This is a genomic window from uncultured Arthrobacter sp., from assembly GCF_947493765.1.
Classification (GTDB): Bacteria; Actinomycetota; Actinomycetes; order Actinomycetales; family Micrococcaceae; genus Arthrobacter_D.
The window spans coordinates 186,889-211,980 of sequence record NZ_CANLSZ010000005.1 but is presented as its reverse complement, the minus strand read 5'-3'; the positions used below and the strand labels follow the sequence as shown (position 1 = coordinate 211,980).

General features: G+C 68.4%; 26 protein-coding genes, 1 tRNA gene and 2 pseudogenes. 13 read left to right on the top strand and 16 right to left on the bottom strand.

The features are described 5' to 3' along the window. Window positions 1-982, bottom strand: a pseudogene (locus Q0747_RS09975) (IS3 family transposase); the annotation flags it as partial. Window positions 983-1,251: 269 nt separating this feature from the next. Here Q0747_RS09975 and Q0747_RS09970 point away from each other — a divergent pair. After that, on the top strand, window positions 1,252-1,620 hold the full coding sequence (locus Q0747_RS09970; RefSeq protein ID WP_298254152.1) for an integrase core domain-containing protein: 369 nt from the start codon (window positions 1,252-1,254) through the stop codon (window positions 1,618-1,620). A gap of 157 nt (window positions 1,621-1,777) precedes the next feature. Here Q0747_RS09970 and Q0747_RS09965 read toward each other — a convergent pair whose 3' ends face one another. Beyond that, on the bottom strand, window positions 1,778-2,941 hold the full coding sequence (locus tag Q0747_RS09965) for a cystathionine gamma-synthase (protein WP_298254150.1): 1,164 nt from the start codon (window positions 2,939-2,941) through the stop codon (window positions 1,778-1,780). A 26-nt stretch (window positions 2,942-2,967) separates the two neighbouring features. Beyond that, the gene (locus tag Q0747_RS09960) at window positions 2,968-4,344 is read right to left on the bottom strand and encodes a cystathionine beta-synthase (protein ID WP_298254148.1); all 1,377 of its coding nucleotides are present in this window, start codon (window positions 4,342-4,344) and stop codon (window positions 2,968-2,970) included. A gap of 122 nt (window positions 4,345-4,466) precedes the next feature. Here Q0747_RS09960 and Q0747_RS09955 point away from each other — a divergent pair, with 122 nt between their 5' ends. Genes Q0747_RS09955 through Q0747_RS09945 form a run of 3 tightly spaced genes read left to right on the top strand, consistent with a single transcriptional unit; the run spans window position 4,467 to window position 6,913 of the window. Further along, complete coding sequence (locus Q0747_RS09955; RefSeq protein WP_298254146.1) at window positions 4,467-5,543, top strand: tartrate dehydrogenase; 1,077 nt, start codon at window positions 4,467-4,469, stop codon at window positions 5,541-5,543. 51 nt (window positions 5,544-5,594) lie between these two features. After that, window positions 5,595-6,566 carry a DNA-3-methyladenine glycosylase gene (locus Q0747_RS09950; RefSeq protein ID WP_298254144.1) on the top strand — a complete coding sequence of 324 codons (972 nt, stop codon included), beginning with the start codon at window positions 5,595-5,597 and terminating at the stop codon, window positions 6,564-6,566. Window positions 6,567-6,622: 56 nt separating this feature from the next. Further along, entirely contained in the window at window positions 6,623-6,913 is a 291-nt protein-coding gene (locus tag Q0747_RS09945; RefSeq protein ID WP_298254142.1) for a putative quinol monooxygenase, read from the top strand. 65 nt (window positions 6,914-6,978) lie between these two features. On the opposite strand, the gene trxA is transcribed toward Q0747_RS09945, so the two are convergent. Continuing rightward, window positions 6,979-7,368: a thioredoxin gene (trxA, locus tag Q0747_RS09940; protein ID WP_148599390.1), complete on the bottom strand. Its 390-nt coding sequence runs from the start codon at window positions 7,366-7,368 to the stop codon at window positions 6,979-6,981. 107 nt (window positions 7,369-7,475) lie between these two features. Between trxA and Q0747_RS09935 the strand changes: the two genes are divergently transcribed. After that, entirely contained in the window at window positions 7,476-7,910 is a 435-nt protein-coding gene (locus Q0747_RS09935) for a DUF1810 domain-containing protein (RefSeq protein WP_298254139.1), read from the top strand. Window positions 7,911-7,925: 15 nt separating this feature from the next. On the opposite strand, the gene Q0747_RS09930 is transcribed toward Q0747_RS09935, so the two are convergent. Together Q0747_RS09930 and Q0747_RS09925 are read right to left on the bottom strand one after the other, a co-directional pair. Beyond that, on the bottom strand, window positions 7,926-9,131 hold the full coding sequence (locus Q0747_RS09930) for an MFS transporter (protein ID WP_298254174.1): 1,206 nt from the start codon (window positions 9,129-9,131) through the stop codon (window positions 7,926-7,928). A 28-nt stretch (window positions 9,132-9,159) separates the two neighbouring features. After that, window positions 9,160-9,600: a MarR family winged helix-turn-helix transcriptional regulator gene (locus tag Q0747_RS09925; RefSeq protein ID WP_298254137.1), complete on the bottom strand. Its 441-nt coding sequence runs from the start codon at window positions 9,598-9,600 to the stop codon at window positions 9,160-9,162. Between the two features lie 84 nt (window positions 9,601-9,684). Here Q0747_RS09925 and Q0747_RS09920 point away from each other — a divergent pair, with 84 nt between their 5' ends. Beyond that, on the top strand, window positions 9,685-10,140 hold the full coding sequence (locus Q0747_RS09920) for a DUF6314 family protein (protein ID WP_298254135.1): 456 nt from the start codon (window positions 9,685-9,687) through the stop codon (window positions 10,138-10,140). 2 nt (window positions 10,141-10,142) lie between these two features. Here Q0747_RS09920 and Q0747_RS09915 read toward each other — a convergent pair whose 3' ends face one another. Beyond that, window positions 10,143-11,165: an acyltransferase family protein gene (locus tag Q0747_RS09915; protein ID WP_298254133.1), complete on the bottom strand. Its 1,023-nt coding sequence runs from the start codon at window positions 11,163-11,165 to the stop codon at window positions 10,143-10,145. A gap of 288 nt (window positions 11,166-11,453) precedes the next feature. Here Q0747_RS09915 and Q0747_RS09910 point away from each other — a divergent pair, with 288 nt between their 5' ends. Next, the gene (locus Q0747_RS09910; protein ID WP_298254131.1) at window positions 11,454-11,768 is read left to right on the top strand and encodes a hypothetical protein; all 315 of its coding nucleotides are present in this window, start codon (window positions 11,454-11,456) and stop codon (window positions 11,766-11,768) included. Window positions 11,769-11,996: 228 nt separating this feature from the next. Here the strand turns inward: Q0747_RS09910 and Q0747_RS09905 are convergent. Next, a tRNA-Tyr gene (locus Q0747_RS09905) sits at window positions 11,997-12,078 on the bottom strand. A 101-nt stretch (window positions 12,079-12,179) separates the two neighbouring features. Further along, window positions 12,180-12,563 (bottom strand): hypothetical protein, encoded by a 384-nt coding sequence (locus Q0747_RS09900; RefSeq protein WP_298254129.1) that lies wholly within the window; start codon window positions 12,561-12,563, stop codon window positions 12,180-12,182. 160 nt (window positions 12,564-12,723) lie between these two features. On the opposite strand from Q0747_RS09900, the gene Q0747_RS09895 reads away from it, so the two are divergent. Then, window positions 12,724-13,212, top strand: coding sequence for a YajQ family cyclic di-GMP-binding protein (locus Q0747_RS09895; protein ID WP_298254126.1), 489 nt, complete (start codon window positions 12,724-12,726; stop codon window positions 13,210-13,212). Window positions 13,213-13,278: 66 nt separating this feature from the next. On the opposite strand, the gene htpX is transcribed toward Q0747_RS09895, so the two are convergent. The 3 genes from htpX to Q0747_RS09880 all read right to left on the bottom strand — a co-directional run bounded on the left by htpX (window position 13,279) and on the right by Q0747_RS09880 (window position 16,399). Next, a complete protein-coding gene (gene htpX / locus Q0747_RS09890) occupies window positions 13,279-14,157 on the bottom strand; it encodes a zinc metalloprotease HtpX (protein ID WP_298254124.1) in 879 nt (292 codons plus the stop codon). A 133-nt stretch (window positions 14,158-14,290) separates the two neighbouring features. Further along, window positions 14,291-15,574 carry an MFS transporter gene (locus tag Q0747_RS09885; protein WP_298254122.1) on the bottom strand — a complete coding sequence of 428 codons (1,284 nt, stop codon included), beginning with the start codon at window positions 15,572-15,574 and terminating at the stop codon, window positions 14,291-14,293. Between the two features lie 120 nt (window positions 15,575-15,694). Beyond that, a complete protein-coding gene (locus Q0747_RS09880) occupies window positions 15,695-16,399 on the bottom strand; it encodes a triacylglycerol lipase (RefSeq protein ID WP_298254120.1) in 705 nt (234 codons plus the stop codon). Window positions 16,400-16,491: 92 nt separating this feature from the next. Here Q0747_RS09880 and Q0747_RS09875 point away from each other — a divergent pair, with 92 nt between their 5' ends. After that, window positions 16,492-16,962, top strand: coding sequence for a Fur family transcriptional regulator (locus Q0747_RS09875; protein WP_298254118.1), 471 nt, complete (start codon window positions 16,492-16,494; stop codon window positions 16,960-16,962). A gap of 25 nt (window positions 16,963-16,987) precedes the next feature. Further along, the gene (locus Q0747_RS09870) at window positions 16,988-18,475 is read left to right on the top strand and encodes a catalase (RefSeq protein WP_298254116.1); all 1,488 of its coding nucleotides are present in this window, start codon (window positions 16,988-16,990) and stop codon (window positions 18,473-18,475) included. Window positions 18,476-18,582: 107 nt separating this feature from the next. Here Q0747_RS09870 and Q0747_RS09865 read toward each other — a convergent pair whose 3' ends face one another. Then, entirely contained in the window at window positions 18,583-19,113 is a 531-nt protein-coding gene (locus Q0747_RS09865) for a hypothetical protein (RefSeq protein ID WP_298254114.1), read from the bottom strand. A gap of 424 nt (window positions 19,114-19,537) precedes the next feature. Between Q0747_RS09865 and Q0747_RS09860 the strand changes: the two genes are divergently transcribed. After that, window positions 19,538-19,924, top strand: a complete 387-nt coding sequence (locus Q0747_RS09860; RefSeq protein WP_298254113.1) for a hypothetical protein — start codon at window positions 19,538-19,540, stop codon at window positions 19,922-19,924. Between the two features lie 67 nt (window positions 19,925-19,991). On the opposite strand, the gene Q0747_RS09855 is transcribed toward Q0747_RS09860, so the two are convergent. Together Q0747_RS09855 and Q0747_RS09850 are read right to left on the bottom strand one after the other, a co-directional pair. Further along, complete coding sequence (locus Q0747_RS09855; RefSeq protein WP_298254111.1) at window positions 19,992-22,580, bottom strand: MMPL family transporter; 2,589 nt, start codon at window positions 22,578-22,580, stop codon at window positions 19,992-19,994. A gap of 45 nt (window positions 22,581-22,625) precedes the next feature. Beyond that, on the bottom strand, window positions 22,626-23,297 hold the full coding sequence (locus Q0747_RS09850) for a TetR family transcriptional regulator (protein WP_298254109.1): 672 nt from the start codon (window positions 23,295-23,297) through the stop codon (window positions 22,626-22,628). Window positions 23,298-23,371: 74 nt separating this feature from the next. On the opposite strand from Q0747_RS09850, the gene Q0747_RS09845 reads away from it, so the two are divergent. Next, a complete protein-coding gene (locus tag Q0747_RS09845; RefSeq protein ID WP_298254107.1) occupies window positions 23,372-24,283 on the top strand; it encodes a cation diffusion facilitator family transporter in 912 nt (303 codons plus the stop codon). Beyond that, window positions 24,283-24,577: pseudogene (locus Q0747_RS09840) on the top strand (ArsR/SmtB family transcription factor); the annotation flags it as partial. The gene Q0747_RS09845 and the pseudogene Q0747_RS09840, both read left to right, overlap by 1 nt. 115 nt (window positions 24,578-24,692) lie before the next feature. Here the strand turns inward: Q0747_RS09840 and Q0747_RS09835 are convergent. After that, the gene (locus tag Q0747_RS09835; RefSeq protein ID WP_298254105.1) at window positions 24,693-25,091 is read right to left on the bottom strand and encodes a DUF779 domain-containing protein; all 399 of its coding nucleotides are present in this window, start codon (window positions 25,089-25,091) and stop codon (window positions 24,693-24,695) included. Between the last annotated feature and the right edge of the window lies 1 nt (window position 25,092).

The window sequence follows — 25,092 nt, the reverse complement described above, 5'->3', positions numbered from 1 at the left end:
CGCAGGACGCGACCCGTCCCATCGAACCGACCATCCGGTGGTGGGTCAGAGAACGCAGGAATCTCCTACTCCGAAATTGCGACCCTCGGTCGCTGTGAACCACGCAGCCGGCGACATCACCACGACGAGCAACCGCATTCTCCAACGCATTCACCGCCAATCTCGATTTCATCCTCGAGTCGATGGAGTAACCGACGATCCGGTTCGAGAACACATCTTTGACCGCGCAAACGTAGAGCTTCCCTTCTGCGGTTTTGTGCTCTGTGATATCCGTGAGCCACAGCTGGTTCGGTTTCTCCGCGCTGAAGTCGTGCCGGACCCGGCCGTCGTCATCGGTGACCGTGCAGAGGTCATCATGGACCGCAGGCCCAGGTTTCCTCCCGTTCTTCCCGCGCTTCTTCCCGAACGAGCTCCACCAGCCATTGATTGCGCAGATCCGCCACGTAAGTCCGGTCCGCCATCGCCTCTCCGACGTCACGGGCCTCGTCCGCCAGGAGCCGGTGACCAAACTCGGGGTCGTCCGCGTGAGCGTGGAAGAGTGCGTTCGCGCGATACGCCTCAACGACCTCGCTAGCTCTGATGGGTGCTGCCAGCCACCGGTAGTAGGGCTGGCGGGAGAGCTTCAAAACCCGACACGTCACCGCCACGGGAATCCCATCGACGGCGAGCTCTTTCACGAGCGGGTAGAACCTTTTCCCGGCAGGTTCGCCTGCGACAGATACGCTGCCGCCCGCCGCAGAACCTCGTTCTCCTGCTCGAGCAGTCGAACCCGCTTGCGCAGCTCACGATTCTCCGCCGTCTCACTGCGAGCCTGACCAGGCTTAGCGGCATTATCGGCCTCGGCATGACGTAGCCATTTCGTAAGGGTCATCGGGTGAACACCGAAATCTTTGGCGATCTGCTCGATCGTCACTCCTGCTTCGCGGTTCCTCGCAACACGGATGACGTCGTCGCGGAATTCCTCTGGGTAGGGCTTTGGCACAGCAACATCCTTCCAGGCCCGCCTTCCGGCAAGCCAGATCAGATGTCACCTATCCGTGCAGCAGACCCAATCAGGAGGTGACGCTCACGCAGCCTGACACACCGATCCACAGGTCTTGACTATTCCTCCGAAACCGGCCGCGGAGACCGGTAGGCCGCAGGATCTGGTCGAGCGCCGGTTCACCGCGACGGCGCCGAATCGGCTGTGGGTCGCCAATATCACGTACGTGCGTACTTTCGCCGGCTGGGTGTACGCGGCGTTCGTCCTGGATGTCTTTTCTCGCCGGATCGAAAGGCTGGCAAGTCGCCACGAGCCTCTATACCGAGCTCGCCTTGGATGCCCTTGAGATGGGTATCTGGTCCCGCACCAGGGACGGCGCGGATCTCACCGGTCTTGTCCATCACAGCGACCGAGGCGTCCAATATCGGGCTATCCGCTATGCGGAGCGCCTCGCCACGGAGGACGCCATAGCGTCGGTGGGTTCCAAGGGCGATAGTTACGACAATGCGATGGCCGAGGCTCTTGACTCGCTGTTCAAGGCCGAGCTGGTCCGCAACAAAGGGCCCTGGCGCGACATCAATCAGCTCGAAGTCGCCGTCGCGGAATGGGTCGATTGGTACAACTGTGATCACCCATGAGAGCTTAGTCGGCAGGGCTGACGGCGAAGAACGAGAACGCGGGTCTGCATCTCGGCTGCATCAACGGAATGATCAGTACGCCGCCAGCGACCACGCGGCCGGACGCACGAAAGGCCCCTCCGAACGGAGGGGCCTTTCAGAAGAAGCGAGGGCAGGACTAGCGCAGGGCGCCGATGGCCTGCTCGAGATCGCCGATCAGATCCTCGAGATCCTCGATGCCCACCGACAGGCGGACCAGGTTCTCGGGAACGGCCAGCTCCGTGCCCCGCACCGAGGCGTGCGTCATGTCCGAGGGGTAGTTCATCAGCGACTCGATGCCACCGAGGGATTCGGCGAGGGTGAACACGTGCGTCGACTCGGCCACCTTCTTCGCGGCCTCGGCCCCGCCCGTGAACGTCACGGAGATCATGCCGCCGAAGTCCTTCATCTGCGCTGCAGCGAGATCGTGGCCGGGGTGCTCGGGCAGGCCCGGGTAGTAGACGCGCTCCACCCCGGCCTGCTCCTGCAGCCAGCGGGCGATCGCCGTCGCGTTCGAGGAGTGGCGGTCCATGCGGACGCCGAGCGTCTTCAGCCCGCGCGTGGTGAGCCAGGCCTCCATCGGCGCGGAGACGGCGCCGACGGCGAACTGCACGAAGCCGACCTTCTCGGCCAGCTCGTCGTCGTTCACCACCACGGCGCCGCCACTGGCGTCGGAGTGGCCGCCGATGTACTTCGTGGTCGAGTGCACGACGACGTCGGCACCGAAGGTGAGCGGCTGCTGCAGGTACGGCGAGGCGAAGGTGTTGTCGACCACGAGCAGGGCGCCGGCGTCGTGCGCCAGCTGGGCGGTCGCGGCGATGTCGGTGATCTTCATCATCGGGTTCGACGGCGTCTCGACCCAGACCATCTTCGTGTTGTTGGCCGAGATCGCGGCCTGAACCGCGGTGGTGTCGGCCATGTCGACGGCGGAGTTGGTGATGCCCCACTGCGACAGGACCCGGTCGATCAGCCGGTAGGTTCCGCCGTAGGCGTCATTGCCGAGCACGATGTGGTCACCCGGACGGAGCGCGCCGCGGATCAGCGCGTCCTCCGCGGCCAGGCCCGAGGAGAAGCTGAACGCGTGCTTGCCGCCCTCGAGGGCTGCGATTTGCGTCTGCAGCGCATCGCGCGTGGGATTGGTGCCGCGCCCGTACTCGTAGCCGTTGCGGAGCTTGCCGATGCCGTCCTGGGCGAACGTCGTCGTCTGGTACAGCGGCGGGATCACCGCTCCCGTGGTGGGATCGGGGGTCTGGCCTGCATGGATGGCCCGGGTGTTGAAACCCTGGGCGTCAGAGTGCGTCACGATGCTCCTGGTGTTCTGGTGGACTGTCAGCTGCTCATATACGTCAGCACGTCCTGGCGCGTCAGAATTCCCACCGGCGAGCCGAGGGACGTGACCATCAGCGTGTCGCTGTGCTGCAGCCGCTCCCGTGCGGCCTCGAGGGACTCCCGCGATCCGATGAGCGGAAGCTTCGCGTCCAGGTGCTCGGAGACCGTGTCCGTGAGCTCGGCCCGGCCCTGAAGGAGCTTCTCGGTGAGCGACCGCTGGTCCACCGAGCCCAGCACCTCGCCCATCTTCACCGGGGGTTCCTGCGACAGCACGGGGACCATGGATACGCCGTACTCGGCCATGAGCGCGATGACGTCGCGGAGCGTCTGCGCCGGGTGGGCGTGGACGAGGGCCGGCATGGAACCGTCCTTCGCGTCCAGGACCGCGCCGACGCCGGCGTCCGCACCGCCGTCCATGAAGCCGTAGGACTTCATCCAGTCGTCGTTGAAGATCTTGCCGAGGTAACCCCGGCCGCCGTCGGGCAGCAGGACCACCACGACGTCGTCCGCCGTGAGCTCCTTCGCCACGCGCAGGGCGGCGACGACGGCCATGCCGCACGAGCCGCCGACCAGGAGCCCCTCCTCACGGGCGAGGCGCCGCGTCATCCCGAAGCTCTCCGCGTCGGTGACGGCCTCGATCTCGTCCGGGACCGCAGGGTCGTAGGAGCCGGGCCACATGTCCTCGCCCACACCCTCGACGAAGTAGGGCCGCCCCGTGCCACCGGAGTACACGGACCCCTCCGGATCGGCGCCGATGATCCGCACCGGGCCTCCGGCGCGATCCGCGGAGACCTCCTTCAGGTACCGCCCCGTCCCGGTGATGGTGCCGCCCGTTCCGACGCCGGTGACGAAGTGCGTCACCGTGCCCTCGGTGTCGGCCCAGATCTCGGGACCGGTGCTCTCGTAGTGGCTCAGCGGGCCGAACTGGTTGGAGAACTGGTCGGGCTTGTAGGCACCGGGGATCTCGCGGACTAGGCGGTCCGAGACGCCGTAGTAGGACTCCGGGCTCTCGGGGGCCACTGCCGTGGGCGTGACGACCACTTCAGCCCCGTACGCCTTCAGGACGTTCCGCTTGTCCTCGCCCACCTTGTCGGGCACCACGAAGATGCACCGGTAGCCACGCTGCTGCGCGACGAGCGCGAGGCCCACCCCGGTGTTGCCGGACGTCGGCTCCACGATGGTGCCGCCCGGCTTGATCCGGCCCTCGGCCTCCGCCGCGTCGAGCATCCGGACCGCGATGCGATCCTTCACCGACCCGCCCGGATTCAGGTACTCGACCTTGGCGAGGACGGTGGCGGCGATGCCGTCCGTCACGGAGTTGAGCCTGACCAGCGGGGTGTTGCCGATCAGATCGACAATCGACTTGGCATACTTCATGACCACAACGCTACCGGCTGCCGACCCCGCCGCTGTGCGACCACGTAACACACGCCGTGCGGCCCCGGGGGCCTGCGCCTAGGGTTGGAACACCAGCCACCGTCCGACGAGGGGATCCAGCCATGACCGAGACCTATCGCATCGCCGTCATCGCCGGGGACGGGATCGGCAAGGAGGTCATGCCCGAGGGCCTGCGCGCCCTGCGGGCCGCGGCCACGCGGTACGGCTTCGGGATCGACGCCGTCGAGTTCGACTACGCGAGCGCCGAGTACTACACGGCCCACGGCCAGATGCTGCCTGACGACTGGTTCGAGGAACTGCGCACCTTCGACGCGATCTTCTTCGGCGCCGTCGGCTGGCCCGACGTCGTGCCCGACCACGTCTCGCTGTGGGGCAGCCTGCTGCAGTTCCGCCGCCACTTCGACCAGTACGTGAATCTGCGCCCCGTGCGCCTGCTGCCGGGGATCACCAGCCCGCTCGCGGGCCGGGAGCCCGGGGACGTGGACTTCTGGGTGGTGCGCGAGAACACCGAGGGCGAGTACTCGAGCGTGGGCGGCAGGATGTTCGAGGGCACCGAGCGCGAGACCGTCATCCAGGACACCGTCATGACACGCACCGGCGTGGACCGGATCCTCCGCTACGCGTTCGAGCTCGCGCAGACCCGCGAGAAGAAGCACCTGACCTCCGCGACGAAGAGCAACGGCATCTCCATCACCATGCCCTACTGGGACGAGCGCGTGGAGGCGATGTCCACGAAGTACGACGACGTCCGGGTGGACAAGTTCCACATCGACATCCTCTGCGCGAACTTCGTGCTCCATCCCGACTGGTTCGACGTCGTAGTGGCCAGCAATCTCTTCGGTGACATCCTCTCCGATCTCGGGCCTGCCTGCACCGGCACCATCGGCGTGGCACCCAGCGGCAACATCAACCCCGACCGCACGTTCCCCAGCCTCTTCGAACCCGTGCACGGCTCGGCCCCGGACATCGCCGGCAAAGGCATCGCCAATCCGGTGGGGCAGATCTGGAGTGCCTCCATGATGCTGGACCATCTCGGGGAGACCGACGCCGCTGCTGGCATCCTGGCGGGCATCGAGTCGGTGCTCGCCACCGGTGGTGATGCACTCACCCGCGATCTGGGCGGTACGGGCACGACGGCGTCGCTGGGTGAGGCGATCACCGACGCCATCGCGGGCTGATCCCCTGCCCGGCGAGCGCCCCGGGGGCGATCGACATGGCACCATGGTTCCATGTCGATCGCCCCCGCTCTCGTGCCCTCCGGCGCGGAGACGGCGGAGTGGGTCCCGGGCGGTCCGTACAGCCTGACCCGCAGCGTGGGCACCCTGCAGTGCGGGGCCCACGACCCCGCGTTCATCGTCCAGGGGCCGGACCACTGGCTGGCGTTCCGCACGGATCAGGGACCGGTGAGCCTGCTGCTGCGACAGCACGGTTCCCTGAACGACAGTGTGGTCCAGGCAGCGGCGTGGGGCCCCGGGGCCGCCCGGGCCCTCGAGGCTCTCCCCCGGCTGCTCGGCGCCGACGACGACTGGAGCGACTTCGACAGCCCCGCCTTCCGCGCCACCCTGCCGGACCTCGCCCGGAAGGGCAGGTACCTGGCTCCCGGGCTCCGCCTCCCCTCGTCGGGCCGCATGCTCGACACCGTGGCCCGCGCGGTCCTCGAACAGAAGGTCACCGGGATGGAGGCCAAGCGCGCCTGGCGTTACCTGCTGACGCGCTACGGCGACGCCGCGCCGGGCGCGGGGACCACCACCCCCGCAGGCCTGCGGCTCCCGCCGACCGCCGGGCAGTGGCGGCGCGTGCCGTCCTGGGACTGGCACCGCGCCGGTGTCGATTCCAAGCGCTCCGCCACGATCCTGAAGGCGGCACACGTGGCGAGCGGCCTGGAGCGGCTTGCCTCCCGGCAGGGTGAGGCGGTCCGGGTGGGTCTGCGCTCGGTGCCGGGCATCGGCGTCTGGACCGTCGCCGAGGTGGTCCAGCGGACGCACGGGTGCCCGGACTCCATCTCCGTGGGCGACTACCATCTCGCGGCCTATGTCGGCGCTGCGCTGACCGGGAGCCGGACGGACGACGCCGGGATGGTGGAGCTGCTGCGGCCGTGGGCGGGGCAGCGCCAGCGCGTGGTGCGGGCCCTGTATGCGAGCGGATTCCGGAAGCAGGCCTTCGGCCCGCGGCTGACACCCGAGGACCACCGCGGGCGCTAGGCACGGAGCGCGGCTCGCGTGCGGGAAGGTCCCCGGGTGGCCGCTAGGGTTGGGGTATGAGCGAACCTGTAGACGTCACAGCAATCTTCACCCCGCAGGAGGGTGAGTTCACCCGCGTGAAGCTGGCTCTCGATCTGGCCATCGAACAGGTGGTCCAGGAACCGGGATGCCTCCGGTACGAGATCACCGAGGCACAGGAGGACCGGATCGTGCTCCAGGAGCGGTGGGAGTCCACCGAAGCCCTCGATCTCCATATGCGCGGCCCGGCCCTGCAGGATCTCGGCGAGTCGCTGAGCGCGCTGCTCGCCGCACAGCCCGACGTGGTGCGCTCCGACCAGCCGGCCTGAGTCCCACGCACCCGACACGAACGGCCCCGCACTCCACGAGTGCGGGGCCGTTGCGGTGACGGGTACTACTGCGCGTCGGCGGCGGGAGAGTCCTCCTGGGACTGCTGCGCGATCTGCTCGTGCACGGCCTTCATGTCCAGGCCCTTCACGGCCTCGACCAGCTCGCCGAACTGCGTGGCGTTGAGGGCACCCGGCTGGGAGAAGACGAGGACCTTGTCCCGGAACGCCATGAGCGTGGGGATCGAGGTGATGCCGGCCGCTGCGGCGAGCGACTGCTCCGCCTCGGTGTCCACCTTGGCGAAGGTGATGTCGTCGTGCTGCTGCGACACGGCGTCGTACACCGGTGCGAACTGCTTGCACGGGCCGCACCACTCGGCCCAGAAGTCAACGAACACGATGTCGTTGCCCTCGATGGTTTCGGGGAAGCTTGCCTCGGTGATATTGATTGTCGACATCCCTCTACGGTAACGAGAGCACCCCGTACCTGTCAGGTCTGTTCGCTACCGATGAAGAAGTAGTGGCCCGAACACCTACTGAACCCCTACGAGTCCTGGAGACACGAGTGAACACCGACCCCTTCGACCTGGCGCGCTTCGTCGACGCACAGGACGCCCACAACACCTACGAGCAAGCTCTCACCGAGCTGCGCGGCGGACGCAAGACAGGGCACTGGATGTGGTTCGTCTTCCCTCAGGTCCAGGGCCTCGGGAGCAGCCCGACGTCGGTCCGGTACGCCATCGCGTCCCTCGACGAGGCGCGGGCGTATCTCTCGCACCCCGTCCTGGGGCCGCGCCTGCTCGAGTGCGTGCACGCCCTCCTCAATCTGGAGGGCAACGATCCGGTGGAGGTGCTCGGCGGGATCGACGCCCGGAAGCTGCAGTCCTCCATGACCCTGTTCAATCTCGCAGCCCCGCAGGAGCCGTGGTTCAAGGCCCTGCTGGGCCGGTACTACGGGGGCGTGGAGGACCAGGCGACGACGTCGTTCCTCGCGGACTGACGGCGTCGCCCGTCATCACCCGTGCGCCGTCGCGTGCTTCAGCGATCCGCGGCATCCGAGGACGACGGCGCCGGCGATGACCACCATGACGGCCGCCACCGCGTAGGTGACCCGCGGGTCGTAGATCTCGGCGAGCTTCGTCGCGGCGAAGGGGGCGAGGGCGCCGCCGAGCCAGCGGACGAAGTTGTAGCCCGCCGAGGCGACGGGCCGCGGCGCGTCCGAGACCCCCATGGCCAGTTCCGTGTAGAGCGTGTTGTTGATGCCGAGCAGCGCGCCGGAGACGATCACGAGCACGACGACGGCTGTCACCGAGCGCTCCGCCGCGAGAGCCAGGCCGACGAGGACGAGCGCGAGCGCGCCGAGGGTCAGCAGCAGCACGCGGGTGGTGCCGAGCAACCGCTGCAGGACCGGCGCCACGAGGACCGAGAAGACGGCGACCATGAGGCCCCAGCCGAAGAAGACGGCGCCGATGCCGTAGGCGTCCATGCCGAGCACGAAGGGCGTGAACGCGAGGATGGTGAAGAAGCCGTAGTTGTAGAACAGGGCGCTGGAGGCGGTGGTGCGCAGTCCCCTGTGCCCGAGGGCCAGCAGCGGATCCTTCAGCGACGTCCGGTGTGCCGGCGTCGGCGTGGGCGGCAGCATCACGGTCAGGGCGATGAGCGCCGCGGCCATGAGGGCGGCCGTGCCGAAGAACGGCGCACGCCACTGCCACCCGCCCAGGAGCGCACCGAGCAGCGGGCCGAGGGAGATCCCCAACCCGAGGGCCGCCTCGTAGAGGATGATCGCGGTGGCCGTGCCGCCGCTCGCGACGCCGACGATCACCGCGAGCGCGGTGGCCACGAAGAGCGCGTTGCCCAGCCCCCAGCCGGCTCGGAAGCCGACGAGGGTCGCCACGTCGCCCGACAGCCCTGACAGGGAGGCGAAGACGACGATGAGCCCGAGGCCGAGCAGAAGCGTCTTCTTCCCACCGATCCGGGAGGAGATGAACCCGGTGACCAGCATCGCGATGGCCGTGACGAGGAAGTAGCTCGTGAAGAGCAGGGACACCTGACTCGGTGTGGCGTCGAGATTCTCGGCGATGGCGGGGAGGATCGGGTCCACGAGCCCGATGCCCATGAAGGCGAAGACTGCGGCGAGGGCAGTGGCCCAGACCGCCCTGGGCTGACGGAAGAAGGACTGCTTCTCCTCACCCAGGACCGAGGTGGGCGAGGTCTCCGGCACGGAAGCACGGGTGGTCACTCAGGAACTCCTAGCTGTGGTTGGTCAGTTGTGCGACGACGGGCAGGGCTGCGGCAAGGGTCGCCCTGTCCCGGCTGTCGAGGCGGCCGAGCAGCTCGGCGATCCGTGCGTTCCGGCGCCGGTTGACCTCTTCCCAGGTGGTGCGGCCGGTCCGGGTGAGCTGCACCAGTACCGCCCGGGAGTCCGTGGGGTCCGGCTGCCGGGAGACCAGTCCCGCCTGCTCGAGCTTGATGATCTGCTCGGTGGCCGAGGGCACCCGGATACCGAGATTGGCCGCGACGCGGCTGACCCGCAGGGGTGCGTCGGCAGCCATGCTCAGCGTGCTCATCTGCATGGTCGACAGTTCGCCGTCGCTGTCCATGGAGCGGCTCAGGTAGACGGCGTGGCGCAGGGTGCTGCGGAAGGACTGCGCAAGCGCCAGCAGCTCCGCCTCCTCGGTCTCGGTTTCCATAGTTAGGCAGCCTAACATTCACGGTCCGAGTCACCAAGACGAGTGCGGGAGGCTACCGTGGAATCGGCCGACGACAGGAGATCCATGGATGAGACAGCACCTGCGACACCGGGTTCCTGGGGCGTGGAGGACCCGATCGCGTTCCTCACCGGCGTGTGGTCGACGGAACGCCGTCTCCTCGACCGCGCATCGGGCATCAGCGGCACGTTCAGCGGCCTCACCACGTTCACTCCTGACTCCGACGGCCTGGCCTGGGTCGAGGAGGGAACGGCGTGCTGGCCGCACTTCCAGGCGCCGGCGTCGCGCACCTACCGGGTCAGTGCCGTGGGGGCCACCATGATCGTCCGATTCCCCGATCAGCGGGTGCTCTGTCGGCTCGATCTGCGCACGGGGCGGGCGCAGGACGTGCACGGGTGCCCCCCGGACACGTACCGCGTGGCCTTCCACATCCGGGCCGCGGACGCCATCGAGTACTCCTGGGATGTCACGGGACCGGCGAAGGACCAGTTGCTGTCCACCAGGCTTGCGCGGGTCCGCTGAGGTCAGGCGACGTGCGACCGCCGACGGCGGGAGGACCGCACCCGGGGCCGTTCGCGGAGCGCGGGCAGTTCGAACAGGAGATTGACTGAGGCATGCTTCCGCGTCGCATACACCCGGGCGATGCCCAGCGGCACGCCGACGCCGACGCCGAGCAGCAGGGGCAGCACGAACCATGCACCGGCGAGCCCTGCGGCGTCCACGAGGGCCAGCGTGATCATGATGGGGCCCAGATGCACCACGTAGAAGACGATCGAGTAGCGGCCCACGAACTCGAGCGCAGCGTTCACGCGTCCGCCGGGCAGGCGCGGGAACAGCCAGCAGACCACACCGAGCGCCCCCACCACACCCCACGCGAACTCGCCGTGGTAGAGCACGTCGCGCCCGGTCAGGTTCAGCACACCCACGGTCACGGCAGAGGCCCCTGCCATGACCAGCACCCACGGGCGCTCGATGATCCGGGTGACCTGCCGAGCGTGCGCAGCGCACCATGCCCCGAAGAAGAAGAACGCCGCGAGGAAGGCCATGATCTCCGGGCGGCCGCCGTCCGGCAGCACGAGCGAGACCAGCAGTGCGATCCCGGAGATCAGCAGGGGCGGCACGCGGCGGAGTGGAAACGCCACGGCGTAGAAGAGCAGGATGAACCAGAGGTACCAGAGGTACGTGGGCGAGAGGTAGACGATCTGCGCGAGTCCGGCCAGGCTGACATCGCCTCCGGCAGTCAGGAGGATCAAGGACCACAGGAGGTACGGCCACGCCACCATGGACACCTTGCCCGCGACGTACTCCCGGCCCGGTTTGGCGACCGAGCGCGGCAGCAGGATGCCCGAGAGGAACATCAGCACGGGCATGCGGAACGGCTCGAGGAACAGATTGACCTGGTCGACGCCGGGAACGGGACCGACGACGAGGCACAGGGCCTCGCCCGCGTGCAGCACGATCACCAGCAGGATGGCGACGCCCCGCAGGCTGTCCAGCCACCCTATGCGTGCCTCCGGCGTCGTGCTGATCGTGGGCTCCTCCGACATCGCCTCCCACTGTAGGTAAGCGCACTGACCATTCGCGGAGGAGGCGTCACCGGATGGCTCCAGCGCCCGGCGCGGCGCAGTCTGTCCAGTAGTCCTCGTAGACGAGAGTGCCGGAGGGATTCCCGACGTCGAGGAGGACGATGCACGGAGACCGATCCGCGCTCATCGCCCGCGGAGTTGTGCGGCGTCGGGGACGGCCGCGCTCCTGACGGATGATCCGAAGTCGGCTTACGAGCCGCGCCGAGCGCCCGGCCGAGCGGTTCCGTGATGTGGCTCTAGGATCACCGGATGGACTCCTTCGAGGTCACTGTCGACGACGAGGTATTTCGAATCGACGAGAGGAAAGGACCCGGCGGGGCCCTGTCCTACGACTTCTCCTGGGTCAGTGGGCCTGCTGACGGAACGTACGGCTTCAGCGTCGGGAGGCTCTGCCACGAATCGGGAGGAATGACCTCGGAGAAGGAATCGCGGATGACACGGGACGAACTCGTGGATGAGGTGCGGGCCTTCGTCGGGCACGTGTACGACCCGGGCGGGATCGGTGAAGCCTGGCCTGACCATATTCCGGCTCGCGACCGCCGCAGCCCGCGCGTCGACTGGTGATGGTGCCCTTCTCGAACCGGTCCCCGTTCGGCTCTACCTTGTAGATGCCCACAGCGCCTGACCCGTCCTGCTCCCGGGACAACGGTATCGATCCCCTCAGGCGCACCATCATCCCGGCGCCCTGGGCCGTCATACAGGAGGTCGCTGGCTCTCCGGCCAAAAGGAAAGACCCACCAGGAGCTCCGAAGAGATCCTGGTGGGTCCATGTTCCCCGCCATGACTGGCGAGTGGCAGATACTGGATTCGAACCAGTGAAGGCGATGCCAGCTGATTTACAGTCAGCCCCCTTTGGCCACTCGGGTAATCTGCCCTACGTCCCCGCTCGGAGGACCGCCCGTAGCAAGCTCGGGCAAGACAACTTTACAGACAAACGGCGCGGGTGACGAATCGGAGCCTGTGCCTGATCCGCCACTAGAGGCCGGCGGCCACGCGGCGTTCCATCTGGGCGTAGAAGCCGCTCGCCTGCTCCGGCGTGACGAGCCGCAGCAGCACCGCCCGGTCCAGATCGGCCTCCACACCGGCAAGCCGATCGTCGGAGGTCCTGCCGATCGTGGCCAGGGAGGTCGAGCCGGTCGAGGCAGGTCCCACCGACGAGGCCACCTCGCCCCGTGCAACGCGATCGCCGGGTACCTTGTCCACATGCTCGGGACTCTCCACCGTCACACGTGCCGTCGAGGCCAGGGCCGGGGCTGTTCCGACGCCGAGCAGGGAGGTCGCCGACGCTGCTGCGAGGATGGATCCCGCCAGAGCCGTGCGGAGCCGGACCCGGTAGCGGCGGCGCGGTGGTGTGGTCATGATGTGGTTTCCTCTGCTGCAGCGGTCACCCCACCGTTGCACCGCCGGTTGTACACGGACCGGGCGTGGGCTGTCACCCACCTGTGAGCACCGGCAGGACGCCGCACGGGGGTTGCCGATAGTCTTGAGGCAAAGTATCCCCACCACCCCAGGAGGCATCGTGGCAAGCGAATCCACGTTCGACGTCGTCAGCAAAGTGGACAAGCAGGAGGTCGCCAATGCGCTGAACCAGGCCCAGAAGGAGATCGTTCAGCGCTACGACTTCAAGGGGGTGGGCGCGGAGGTGGACTTCAGCGGCGAGAAGATCCTCATGAAGGCCAACTCGGAGGAGCGCGTGATGGCCGTGCTCGATGTACTGCAGTCCAAGATGATCAAGCGCGGCATCTCCCTCAAGTCCCTCGATACGGGTGAGCCCTACGCGTCCGGCAAGGAGTTCCGGCTGGAGACCACCATCAAGGAGGGCATCGCGCAGGACATCGCGAAGAAGATCAACAAGCTCATCCGCGACGAGGGACCCAAGGGCGTGAAGTCCCAGATCCAGGGGGACGAGCTGCGCGTCAGCTCGAAGTCCCGCGACGATCTGCAGGCCACCATGGCATTGCTCAAGAACTTCGACGAGGCAGATCTGCAGTTCGTGAACATGCGCTGATCCACGCTCCGGAACGACGACGGCGGCCCTACCCGATCAGGTAGGGCCGCCGTAGTCATGAGGTGGTCAGCGCAGGGGGCGTCCGGCCATGCCTTCGAGCCGCGCGATGCGCTCGTTCATGGGCGGGTGCGTGGCGAACAGCCTGCCCAGCCCGCCGCCCTTGAACGGATTGGCGATCATGAGGTGGGAGGTGTTGACGAGCTTCTGGTCCTGCGGCAGCGGAGCGCGCTGGGTGCCGCTCTCGAGCTTGCGGAGCGCGGAGGCCAGGGCCAGGGGATCGTCGGTGAGGGCGGCGCCGTCCTCGTCGGCGTCGAACTCCCGCGTGCGGCCGATGGCGGTCTGGATGAGCCCCGCGGCCAACGGCGCGAGGATGGCCAGGAGCAGCGCGGCGAGGGGGTTGCCGCCCTGGTTCCTGTTGCCGCCCATCATGCCGGTGAAGGCGAAGATCTGCGCCACGGACGTGATGACCCCGGCCACGGCGGCCGCGACGGATCCGGTGAGGATGTCGCGGTTGTACACGTGCATGAGCTCGTGCCCCAGGACGCCGCGCAGCTCACGCTCGTCGAGCAGCTGCAGGATCCCCTGGGTGCAGCACACCGCCGAGTTCTCCGGGTTGCGACCCGTGGCGAATGCGTTCGGCGCATTCGTCGGAGAGACGTACAGCCGCGGCATGGGCTTGCCCGCCCTCGTGCTGAGCTCCCGGACGATCCTGTGCATCGCCGGTGCCTGCTGCTCCGACACCTCCACCGCGCGCATGCTGCGGATGGCGATCTTGTCGCTGTTCCAGTAGCTGTAGGCGATGGAGCCGACGCCGAAGAGGGCGAACAGCCAGATGAACATCGAGCTGCCGGTGGCTCCGGCGATGACCGCGCCGAAGACGAGGAAGATGCCCATGAGGGCACCGAACAACAACGCCGTCTTGGCACCGTTGAAATGGTTGTGCACTGCTCACTCCTTGCGAGGTGGAGGCCCCGGCCGAATCGCCACGGAGGGCGGAGGATCGGACGAGGCTTGTCCGTTCATGGTACGGGTCGGAGCTTCACGCTCGCTGAGAGGCGCCCGGCAGGCGACGCTGCGATCAGGGCTCGGGTCGGCGCGAGTCGTACCGCGAGAAGCCCGGCTGCCAGCGCACCAGGGCGAGCACCAGCACGATGCACGCGAGGCCCCCCACGACGGCGGTCCAGCCCTCGCCGAGCCACGCGGCCTGACCACCGGCCACCATGTCGCCGAGACGGGGACCGCCTGCGACGACGACGATGAAGACCCCCTGCAGCCGTCCGCGCATCGCATCCGGCGTCGCCGACTGCAGGATGGTGTTGCGGAAGACGCTGCTGATCGAGTCGGCGATGCCGGCGAGGATCAGGCAGGCGGCCGCCGGGAGCACCCACGGCGACAGGTCCCCCTCGACGGCGGGCAGCGACGACGACCCCGCCATCACGACGACGGCGCCGAAACCGGCCACGGAGGCACCCCAGCCCACGATGGACCAGATCACCGCCTGCCCCTGCCGGTGGATGTGGCCGAGCGGGCCCGAGAACAGCCCGGCCAGCACCGATCCGAAGGCGCCGGAGGCCAGCAGGATGCCGACCGTGAGTTCGCCGCCGCCGATGAGCACGGTGCCGACGGCCGGCAGGAGCGCGCGTGGCTGCGCCGTGATCATGGCGATCAGATCGAGGATGAACGTCATGCGGATGTTCGGGCGCGTCCCGAGGAAACGGAACCCCTCGAGCACGGTCGCCAGCCCGGCACGCCTGGTGGGACCCTCCGGCGGCAGCGGCGGAAGGCGGTAGACCGCCCACAGCGCGAAGGTGAAGGTGACGACGTCGACCGTGTACGTCCAGGCGTAGCCCACCTGGGCCACGAGGACCCCGGCGAGCAGCGGCCCGATGGTGAAGGCGAGGCCGAACGTGATCATGCTGAGCGCATTCGCGGCCGGCAGCAGCGCCGGGCGGACCAGCCGCGGGATGATGGAGCTCCGCGTGGGCTGGTTGATGCCGGCGGCCCCGGACTGGACGGCGATCAGCGCGTAGAGCAACCCGACGCTGTCGATACCGAACCACGCCTGCAGCGCGATGGCCGTGGTGGTGCCCCAGAGGGCGACGCCGGACCACAGGGCCACCTTCCGCCGATCCAGGGCATCGGCGATCGCGCCGCCGTAGAGCCCCGCCACCACGAGCGGCACGAGGGCGAACAGACTGAGCAGGCCCACGCTGAGGGTGGACTGCGTGAGCGCGTAGATCTGCAGGCTCACCGCGACGATGGTGAGCTGGGTGCCGATCGCCGAGAGCGCCGTACCGAGGTAGAGCCTGCGGAACGCCGGACTCTCCCTCAGCGGGGTGATGTCGGCGAGGAGTCTGGGCACGCGGCAAGTCTAGCCGCGCTTTGATTCGCAACAGCAACGATTCCCGAGGGATCATTGGCGCCGCGTCGTGCCGTGGATCGGGACGGGGTGGGACGGGGTGGAACAGGGTGGGGTTGCGCGTCAGGCGGTGTGGCCGTCGCCGTCGCCGATCGCCCGGTCGATCTCCTGCAGCACGCGCGGGTCGGCCACGGGCCGGAAGTGGCCCATGGTGTCGAGCCGGACGTTCCGGGCACCCTCCAGGAAACTGCCTGCGGGGATGTGGGGGTCGAAGCGGCCGTAGATGGACGTGATGCGGGCGTTCAGGTCGAGCTTGGCCCGCAGGGTCTTCAGGATGCTGTTCTGCGGCGAGAACGCCCGGATGCTGGGCAGGACGAAGAAGTTCGCGTAGACGGAACCGGAGAACGGCGCGTTGATCGCCACGAGGCGGGAGATCCGCGGCGCCGTGTCCGGCATCGTCAGGAGGAACTTGCCGATGAGCCCGCCCTTGCTGTGGGTGACGACGACGACGTCGGTGAGGTCCTGCCGCTCCAGGTACTCGGCCGCGAGGTCCGCCATGGCGGGCACCGTGCCCCGGTTGTACCCGAGCCGCTGCACCACGTGGACCGGGTGCCCGGCACGGTGCAGATGGTCGGCGACCGGCTTCATGAACTGCCACCGCTCGTACACCCCGGGGATCAGGAGCACGGGAGCGAGTCCTTCCGGGGCTTCCGGGTCCGGGACGAGATACTGCGCCGGATCGGCCCGGACGATGAAGTCGTGGGCCTGCCGGAATCCGACATAGGCGTAGTCCAGCAGCCAGGCCCAGCCCCGCTCGATGAGATGCACGCCTCTTACGGTACCGACCGGGCGCTCGGAAGGTGACGACACACGATCCCGTTTTATTATGAACTTCTAAGATTTACTGCTTGACTGGTGACATGACACACACGGCCGCGACTCAGGGGACCCAGGAGTCCCTCTGGTCCACGGCCCTGCGGTCCCGCAACCGGCGTGTCACCCGTCAGCGGCTCGGTGTCCTGGCCGCCGTCGAGGCGATCCCCCATGCGACCGCCGAGGAGATCTCGATCGCGGCGCAGGCGGAGCTGCCCCACATCACGGTGCAGTCCGTCTACGTGATCCTGGCCGACCTGACGGACGTCGGCCTGATCCGACGGATCGACACGCCGCACTCCCCCGCCCGCTACGAGACCCGCGTCGGGGACAACCACCACCACGCCATCTGCTCGGGCTGCGGCCGGATCGAGGACGTCGACTGCGCGGTGGGCCACGCCCCCTGCCTCACCCCCGAGTGGTCGCCCGGCGCCCACCGGATGACCATAGCCATCGCGGAGGTCGTGTACCAGGGCCTCTGCGAGGACTGCCGCCCGGCAGCCACCAGCCACCCCTAACCCCCATTCCAGGAAAAGGAGCACCATGTCCGCGAACTTCAGCACCACGCAGTCCGGCGCGCCGGTCATCGACGACGGCAACTCGTCCGTCATCGGTCGCGACGGCGCCATCCCGCTGACCGATCACTACCTCATCGAGAAGCTGGCCCAGTTCAACCGCGAGCGCGTCCCCGAGCGCGTGGTCCACGCCAAGGGCGGCGGCGCCTTCGGCGTCTTCGAGACCACCGAGGACGTCAGCATGTACACCCGCGCCGCACTGTTCCAGCAGGGCGCGACCACGGAGACGCTCCTGCGGTTCTCCACCGTGGCCGGCGAGCAGGGCTCACCCGACACGTGGCGCGATCCGCGCGGCTTCGCGCTGAAGTTCTACACCTCCGAGGGCAACTACGACCTCGTGGGCAACAACACCCCGGTGTTCTTCATCCGCGACGGCATCAAGTTCCCCGACTTCATCCACTCGCAGAAGCGCCTTCCGGGTACCAATCTGCGTGACGCGGACATGCAGTGGGACTTCTGGACGCTCAGCCCCGAGTCCGCCCACCAGGTGACCTGGCTCATGGGGGACCGCGGTATCCCGAACTCCTGGCGCACCATGAACGGCTACGGCTCGCACACCTTCATGTGGATCAACGGGTCCGACGAGAAGTTCTGGGTCAAGTACCACTTCAAGACGAACCAGGGCCACGAGACGCTGACCGGAGCGGACGCCGAGCTGCTCGCCGGCGCCGACGCCGACTACCACCTGCGCGATCTCTCCGAGAACATCGAGCAGGGTAACTTCCCGAGCTGGGACCTCAAGGTGCAGATCATGCCCTACGAGGATGCGAAGACCTACCGCTTCAACCCCTTCGACGTGACGAAGACCTGGTCGCAGCAGGACTACCCGCTCATCCCGGTCGGCAAGCTCACCCTCAACCGGAACCCGGAGAACTACTTCGCGCAGATCGAGCAGGCCGCGTTCGCGCCGTCGAACTTCGTGCCCGGGATCGCGGCCAGCCCCGACCGCATGCTGCAGGCGCGCGTCTTCTCCTACGCCGATGCGCACCGCTACCGCGTGGGGACGAACCACGCGCAGCTGCCCGTGAACGCGCCCAAGAACGAGGTGCGGAACTACTCGAAGGACGGGGCCGCCCGCTACAGCTTCAACTCCGCCTCCACCCCGGTGTACGCGCCGAACTCCATGGGCGGACCCGCCGCGGATCCGGCCCAGTACGGGGCGCACGGCGGGTGGGAGAACGACGGCGAGCTCGTCTATGCCGCCCACTCCCTGCATGCCGAGGACGACGACTTCGGTCAGGCCGGGACGCTCTACCGCGAGGTGTTCGACGACGCCCAGCGTGAGCGCTTCCTCGAGACCATCAGCGGCGCCGTCGGAGGTGTCAAGAGCGAGGAGATCCGCGCCCGGGCCGTCCAGTACTGGACCAACGTGGATGCGGACCTGGGAGCGAAGCTGGCCTCGAACCTCGGGCAGGGCAACACGCCGGCCACCGAGTCGGAGGCCGCGCTCTACTAGGAGCCCGGCAACGGATCTCCCGGGATCCACACAGGAAGGGCGGACCCTCGAGGGTCCGCCCTTCCTGTGTTCCATGAGGGGGCGTCACGGGCCCCGAGCGCGGATCCCTAACGCTGCGCCGTCAGGGACCGGTCCTCGGCCTCGTAGTCGAAGTCGTCCTCGAAGAAGTCCGTCGGCTGCACCGACTCGATACCACGGCGTCTCGCCTCGTCCACCAGCCAGTCGACGGTGGGACCCACCGTGGTGGCATAGTCCCCCACCGGTCGGTAGCCGAGTTCCAGGGCCGCCGACAGATCGAGGACGATCGGCGCTGACGCGTCCCACGGGGTCCGGCCGAGCCGGTCGTCCGCCGGGTCCGGGACCACTTCCTGCCACTCGTGGCCGAGGCGCGCTGCGATGGTGCGGACGATCTCCACCACGGACGGCGCCTCCGGATCGGCGCTGTTGAGGATGCGCGCACCGGGCACCTCCGCCACCACCCGGACGAGTGCGGCGATATTGGCCGCCGCACTCGTGTGGTTGACCGCGTGCGGCGCGCGCAGGAGGATGGCGCCGCGAGGGTCGAGGACCCGCCGCACCACGTGCCACTCCCGCGCGGGCAGGGCACCGACGCCGTGGACCTTCGAGGCCCTGATCACCGAGACGGGGTGGCCCGAGTCCAGGTAGGCCTGTTCCGGCGTCGGCGCCGGTGAAGGCGAGACAGTCGACCAGCAGGTCCGCACCGGGTGACAGGACCGCCGCGAGCCCCGCGGCGTCGTGACGCTCGAAGGCCGTGAAGGAGGCTCCCGCGGCTAGCAGATCGGCGGGCATCCGGGAGGGATCCCGAGCTGCCACCTCCACGTCCCAGCCCTCCCCCACCAGTCGTCGTGCGACGGCGAGGCCGATGACACCGGTTCCGCCCAGGATGATCGCTCTGCCCATTCGAGCACTGTAGTGGACGTCGCCGTCCGGGATCCGCCGGGCGCCGTCGCGGGTTGCCCCGACCTGATCGACGCTCTGCTGCGCCAACTCTTGGGACGGGCCCCACCGGTCACTAGACTCGTCGAAAGGGGGGCGGCAGCCATGGGAGCGGAACGACGATTCTCGCTGACGGTCGAGCAGGAGAACCTGGTCCGGGTGGAGTGGGCGCCGACCATCGTGCTCCGCCACATCGACGGCGCGCTCCTGACCGGGGAGATCCGCCGCGTGCAGCCACGTCGGCGCGTCCATCTGCTGATGCTCCTGAACGAGATGACGTCACTGCGCCAGGACGTGCTGGCCTACTTCGCCAAGCACGTCCAGCTCTCCGCCGTCGCGCTCGTGGGACCCTCGGTCCTCGACCAGCCGCTGGTCGATCTGTATCTCGAGGTGTACGAGCCGCCCTTCCCCGTGGGGTACTTCGCCACCGAGGCACCGGCCCGGTCCTGGCTGAGGTCCCAGCCCACGCTGGAGGGTCCGCCGCTCCGGTGACGGATGCGTGCCCGGGAGGATCGAGCCTCCCGGGCACGCATCGTTCGGCGCCGGCCGAAGGGCAGTGCTAGACGGAGACCTTCTCTCCGCGCTCCAGCTCTGCGTCGTCCTCGCCGCGCTTTGGCGTGGCCGGCTCCCCACGCTCCAGCTTGGCGCCCTCGACGTCGACATCCGGCAGGATGCGCTCCAGCCAGGCCGGCAGCCACCAGGCGTGCCTGCCCAGCAGGTACATGGCCGCCGGGATGAGCGTCATGCGGACCACGAACGCGTCCAGGAGGACGCCGAACGCGAGCCCGAACCCGATGGGACGCACCATGGCGAGCTCCGAGAAGACGAAGCCGGCGAACACCGAGACCATGATGATGGCCGCGGCGGTGACGACCCGTGCGCCGTGGCTGAATCCGATGCGCACCGCCGCCCTGGGATCGGCACCGTGCACGAAGGCCTCCCGCATGCCCGAGACCAGGAACATCTGGTAGTCCATCGCGAGGCCGAAGAGCACGCCGATCAGGATGATGGGCAGGAAGCTCAGGATGGGCCCGGGGTTGGAGACCGCGAAGAGGCTGCCGAGCCACCCCCACTGATAGATGGCGACCGTGGCTCCGAAGCTGGCCAGCAGGGAGAGCAGGAAGCCCGCCGTCGCGATGACCGGCACGAGGATGGAGCGGAAGACGAGCAGCAGCAGGATCAGGGACAGCCCGACGACGATGCCGAGGTAGGGCGGCAGCGCCTGGACGAGCTTCTCCGACACGTCGATGTTCGCGGCTGTCTGACCCGTGACGGCGACCGGCACGCCGGTCTGCTCCTCGATGCTGTCCGAGGCGGAGCGCAGGTCGCGCACCAGGTTCTCCGTGCTCTCGCTCGACGGGCCTTCCTCCGGGATGACCTGGAAGATACCCGTCCGACCGTCCTCGCTGAGGGTGGCCGGCACCGAGGCCGCGACGTTGTCGACGTCCAGCAGGAGGTCGTTGACATCCAGCTGGAGCGCGGTCAGTTCGGTCTCGTCCTGTGTCTCGGGGAAGGACCCGACCACGATCAACGGGCCGTTCGTCCCCTCACCGAACTTGTCGCCGATGGTGGTGTACGCCTGGTACGCGGTGGAGTCGGCCGGCTCGGCACCGCCGTCGGGCAGTCCGACACGCAGCTGCGTGGCCGGGATGGCGATCACCCCGAGCAGGACCACGCCGGCGAGGACCGTGAGGATCGGCTTCCGGGTGGCGATCCCGCCCCAACCAGCGCCCTTGGCGGCCCTCTCGTCGGCGGCCTCCGTGGGATCCTGGCCCTCGACGGGCGCCGTGGCGGAGTGCTTCCCGCCGTTCCCCCGCGCCCAGCGGCGCTTCGACACGATCCGCCGCCCGATCACGGCGAGCATGGCCGGCGTCAGGGTGAGCGCCACGAGCACGGCGGCCGCGACCGTTCCGGCCGCGGACAGACCCATCACCGTCAGGAAGGGCAGACCGGGTACGGCGAGCGCGGCGAGGGCCACGACGACGGTGATCCCTGCGAAGAGGACGGCGTTACCCGCGGTTCCCGTGGCCCGGGCGATGGACTCCCGCAGGTCCATGCCGCGGAGCAGCTGGGTCCTGTGGCGGTTGACGATGAAAAGGGAGTAGTCGATCCCCACGGCCAGGCCGAGCATCAGGGCCAGGACGGGCGAGATGCTGTTCATCTCGATGACGCCGGAGAGGGCGAAGGTGATGCCCACACCCACACCCACACCGACCACGGCCATCAGCAGTGGCAGACCGGCAGCGACGAGCGTCCCGAGCATCAGGATCAGGACGATCGCGGCGACGGCCAGGCCGATGAGTTCGGCGGCGCCGGCGATGCCGGAGACGTCCTCGACGATCTCCTTGCTGAAGTCGACCGTGACGCCGGCCGAGTCGGCCTCGGCCGCTGTCTCCTGCACCTTCTCGCGGAGCTCCGGGGAGACGCCGTTGATCTGCCCGTCGAACTGGACGTTCGCGACGGCTGCGGAGCCGTCATCGGAGAGCAGGCTCACCCCGGACGTGGCCTCGAGCTGCCGCTGGGCCTGATCGAGTTCGGTGGTACCCGACTCGAACTGCTCGCGGCCGGACTCGAGTTCGGCCCTGCTGGCATCGAGCTCGGCCTGGCCCTGCTCGAGCTGCCGCTCCGTGGCCGCCTCCCTCGCTGCCGGAAGCTGGTCGCGGGCACTCTCGAACTGGGACCGCTGCTCGTCGAGCTCGGCCTGGCCCTGCTCGAGCTGCTCCTCGCCGCTCGTGAGCTTCTGCTCGCTGGCCTCGAGCTCCGCGCGCCCGGACTCGATCTCCTCCCGGCCCGAGGACACCTGCGCTGCCACGTCGAACGGATCGACGACCCCACGTATGCCGTCGAACCCGGCGATGGAGGCGAGGACGGCCTGCACCTCGTCCTGCTGCTCGGCCGAGAACTCCGAGCCGTCGTCCGTGGTGAACACCACGGTGCCCGTACCTCCCACGGCCTCGGGCAGTTCGTCCTTCAGCCGGTCGGAGATGCGCTGGGACTCGGTGCCGGGGATCGAGAAGTTGTTCGTGAGCGTGCCGGAGAACGCAGCGGCTGCCCCGCCGACGGCGAGCATGATCGCCAGCCAGGCGGAGATGACCCACCATCGCCTCCGATAGGCGAACGAGCCGAGCCGATAGAGCAGAAAAGCCATGGAGTGATCCTTGCGGGGAGAAACGGACGGGAAGGGGACGGAGAATCAGGAACGGGCAGGAGTGTCCGGGGGATGCGGCGTGATCAGCGCACCCGGATCGGCGAAGCCGTCGCGCAGCATCGTCAGGGCGGCGAGGATCCGAGCCTCGAGTTGCCTGCCCGAGTCGGCGGCCGATGGCGGCGTGTGCACGGCCCAGTCGCGCAGGGCGGCCCTGGTGCTGGACATCACGCAGCCCACGAGCGCCGTCAGGTAGAGCTCGGACGCAGCGGTACCGAGTCTGGCGCGCAGGGCCTCGGCGATCCTCGCCTCCGCCCGCTCCCAGGAATGCAACTGGGCCCTCAGCAGATCGGGGTCGGCACCCGCCATGCGGAACAGTTCGCCGTGCTGGGACAACCCCTCCATCCGCGTCGTCTCGGTGAAGGCGCGGATGATCGCACCGAACAGCGGTTCGTCCGCGGGGAGCTGCTCGAAGACGCCCAGGGCCAGGTCGATGAACAGGTCCATCCGGACCGTCAGGGCGTCCTCGGCACTCGGGAAGTAGTTGAAGAACGTGCGCCGGGAGACTCCCGCGCGCTCCACGACCTGGTCGACGGTGAAGGCACCCGGTCCGACGGACCGTGCCAGCTCGAACGCCGCGTCCGCGATGGCCTGACGGGTGTCGATCTTGTTTTGTTCACGGCGGCCCAGGGGCTCGGCGTGGTGGTTTGCCTTCAGCACTGCTCCAGAATACTGCAATTTTTGCACTCCGTGCAACAAAGCATGGGTTCAGCTGAGACTGTACTGTGGGAGGCATGGCGGCCCATCAGCATCACACCTCGAGTTCGCGTCGCGGACCCCTGGCCGGGGCCCTGGGCATCACGCTCCTCGTCTTCGTCCTGCAGATCATCGGGGCCCTGTGGACGGGGAGCCTTGCCCTGCTCTTCGACTCCGTCCACGTCCTCACGGACGCTGCAGGGCTGGCCATCGCCCTCGGTGCCGCGACCCTGGCGATCCGCCCGGCCACGGCGAGGCGTTCCTGGGGTTTCCGCCGTGCCGAGGTGATCGCGGCCCTGCTCCAGGCAGCCTTCCTCCTGGCCGTCGGCGCCTATGTACTGGTCGAGGGGGTCAAGCGCCTGATCGTCCCGGAGGACGTCGCCGCCCCGGAGATGATCGTCTTCGGCGTCGTCGGTCTCCTGGGAAATCTGGTGGCCCTGGGCCTGCTGTCGCGGCACCGGGCGGCCAGCTTCAACCTGAGGGCGGCCTTCCTCGAGGTGCTCAATGACGCCCTCGGCTCGGTGGCCGTGATCGTCGCGGCCGTCGTCATCACGCTCACCGGCTGGATGCGCGCCGATGCCCTCGTAGCCCTGCTCATCGGCGCCCTGATCATCCCGCGGACCGTCAAGCTGCTGCGCGAGACCATCGACGTCCTGCTCGAGTCCACTCCGGTGGGCATCGATCTCGATGCCGTCCGGGCGCATCTCGCGCGCCTGCCCCGGGTCCGCGACGTCCATGACCTGCACATCACCCAGATTGCCACCGGACTTCCGGTCCTCACGGCGCACGTGGTGGTGGACGACGAGTGCTATCGGGACGGCTCCGCCCACACCGTGCTCGATCAGCTCCAGGAGTGCGTGAGCGAGCACTTCGAGGTGGGCATCGATCACTGCACCTTCCAGATCGAGCCCCTGGGGCATGTCCCCCACGAGACGGAACTCGCACACTGATGCTGCATGCCCTGACCTCGACGTCGGTCCTGGAGCGCGTGGGGACGGCCCTGTCGGATCCGACGCGGGTCCGCATCCTGGTGGCCCTTGCGGGATGCCCCGGCGTACCCCAGCGAGCTCGCCGCCCTCCTCGGTGTCAGCAGGCAGAGCCTGTCCAACCACCTCTCCTGCCTGCGCGGGTGCGGCCTCGTGGTCTTCGTACCCGAGGGCCGGCGCTCCCGCTACGAGCTCGTGGACCCGAGACTCGGCCACGCGATCACCGATCTGCTCGGCGTCGTGCTCGCCGTGGATCCGGAGCATGACGCCGGCCCGACGGAACACGGGGACGGCAGGGCCCCGGCGGATACGACGATCCGCCGGGGCCCTGCCGTCCGCGATCCCGCGGAGACGATGCCTGTGCGGAAGCCGGTCAGTCCATCAGCCGGGACCGGATGAGGAATCTCTTCCCCTCCGGCGCCTCGACGGAGAACCCGCTCCCCCGCCCCGGCACCACGTCGACCGTCAGATGCGTGTGGCGCCAGTACTCGAACTGCTCCCGCGACATCCAGAACTCGATCGGCCGGGGATCGGCGCCGGGCGTCCCCGCGGAGATGTCGAGGACGCCGAGGAGCACGTCGGCCTCGGCCGTGATGAACTCGCCCGCCGGATAGCACATCGGCGACGAGCCGTCGCAGCAGCCGCCGGACTGGTGAAACATCAGGGGTCCGTGGAGGAGCCACAGCTTGTCCAGCAACCCGACGGCGCTCCTGGTGAGCGCCACCCGGGAGAAGGTCTCCCCCGGGATGGTCACCGATGCCTCGACGGTCATG